The sequence below is a fragment of the Terriglobus sp. YAF25 genome, from assembly GCF_052113305.1.
In the GTDB taxonomy this organism is placed as follows: Bacteria; Acidobacteriota; Terriglobia; order Terriglobales; family Acidobacteriaceae; genus Terriglobus.
Genome location: NZ_JBFRCY010000747.1, coordinates 1 through 2185, shown reverse-complemented (window position 1 = coordinate 2185; position 2185 = coordinate 1). Strand labels below are relative to the sequence as shown.

The 2185-nt window shown below is 56.3% G+C and carries 1 protein-coding gene; it reads left to right on the top strand.

All coding sequences use genetic code 11. From position 1 onward, the window contains the following. The coding region (locus AB4043_RS23255) for a TonB-dependent receptor domain-containing protein (protein ID WP_442308233.1) at positions 1-2165 on the top strand (2165 nt) is incomplete at its 5' end. Positions 2166-2185 lie beyond the last annotated feature (20 nt).

Below are 2185 nucleotides of genomic sequence, written 5' to 3'. Positions count from 1 at the left end.
CTTATAACCCAACGACGAAGATGACGGTCTTCGGCCGTTACTCCGTACAGCGCTCGCAGATCACTGATCCTCCGGCGCTTGGCAATGCGATCGGCAATACCTGGGATGGAGGTCAGCCTGGATCTGCACCTGGAACGATCCAGAACATCGGTATCGGCGCCTCGTATGTCGTTACGCCCAATTTTGTGATCGACGGGAACGTCGGTTTTGTACGCATCAATCTCGCTGCACGCGCTCCGGACTACGGAACCAATGTAGGTCTCGATACGCTGGGTATCTCCGGAACCAACGGTTCTACGCCGTTCCAGTCTGGTACGCCTGGTTTTATCGTCGCCAACAACTCAAGCTTCGGAAACTACATCCAATCCAATCCGTTCCAGTTCCGCGACATGCAGTATGTCAGCAACCTCAATGCCTCCTGGATCCGCGGACGCCACACGATGCGTTTCGGCGGTGAGTACGTACACTCCGCCATCAACCACCTCCAAGCAAACAATGCCGGTCCGCGTGGCCAGTTCACCTTCTCTGGTGGTGTGACCGGTAATAACAGTGGCGTTACCGCTGATGGCCCTACTTACTATCGTGCTGTGGCCGATCTTCTTCTCGGTATGCCGCAGGCGATCGGCAAGACAGTCCAGATGTTCCAGCCGAACGGCCCACGCTTCTCGAGCTTCAGCTTCTTCGCGCAGGACACCTGGAAGGCTACGTCAAACCTGACTATCAACTATGGCGTTCGCTATGAGTATTATCCCTTCGCGAACCGCGATCATACTGGCGTCTTCCGCTTCGATCCCTCAACCAGCAATGTGTTGATCGGTGGCCGTGGCAATGTACCGACTGACACTGGCGAAGACGTTGGACACGGCATGCTGGTGCCTCGTCTCGGAATCAATTACCGCATCAATGACAAGACAGTGATCCGCTCCGGCACGGGGCTAACGGTCGATCCGGAAAACTTCCGCTTCTTCCGCGACTCTTATCCGGCGCTGATTACGCTGAACAATACCGGCACCAATAACTATGTTCCCGCAGGTGCGCTTACAGCTGCGAACTCATCGGCGCCGAACATGAATACGCTGCCGAGCGGAACCCTGGCTGCGGGTGTTCCGACCGTAGGCGCGCCGGATATCTCGTCCGGTATTGTGCCGCTGCCGTACAACTACACGACACAGACCGCTCCGCAGAAGTGGCGCCGCGGTTATATCGAAACCTGGAACCTGTTTGTCGATCGTGACCTGTTCAAGGGGCTCGTCCTGAACATTGGCTATGTTGGCACGCATCACGTGCGTCAGGTCGTGGGTCTCGATATCAATGCCGGTGGCGTCAGCACTCTGGGCGCCAACAGTCGTCCACTCTTTGCCAATGCGAACGGCCCAGGTGGCGCGAAGCGCTACACCGGAACCATTCTGAATGTCCTTCCGTGGGCAGACGAAAAGTATTCCGGCCTGCAACTGCAGTTGAGCAATCGTAGCTCTGCGCAGTTGCAGTATGGCTATTCCTACACCTGGTCGCACTACATGAATAACTACGATGCGGACAGTACGCTCGGAGCCGTTGCCTTCAATACTCCGGCGTTGCAGAAGCGTAACTTCGCCAACTCGCAGTTCGACCGCAAACACCTCAATGTACTGTGGACCGTGTGGCAGATGCCGGTCGGTCGCGGACGTCGCTTCCTGAACCAGGGAATTGTCGGCAACCTCGTCGGTGGATGGGATATGAACACCATCATGACCTACTACAGCGGACGTCCGTTCCAGATTACGGATAACTCGCAGGCCGGTAACGGCGACACAGTTGTTCCGAACCAGGTGAGCCCGCTGCAACTCAGTGGAACGAAGTACACCAGCGGCTCCACTACGTATCCGTATTACTTCGTAAATAACGGCAACATCACCAAGCTGCCGAATGCGACTGCCAATGGAAACGTCGGCCGTAACTCTATCCGTGGCCCCGGCTACTTCAATCTGGATGTGGGACTCACGCGTAATATCCCCATCTGGAGAGAGATTGCTGTGGTTCTGAAGGCTGAGTCGTTCGACGTAACCAATACGCCGCAGTGGAGCAATCCCACGGCCAACGTGAATGACGCCGGCTTCGGCCAGATCACCAGCGTACTCTCCACCAGCAATCGTACCGTGCGCTTTAGCGGACGCATCAAGTTCTAACGAACACCTACCGAAGCGGG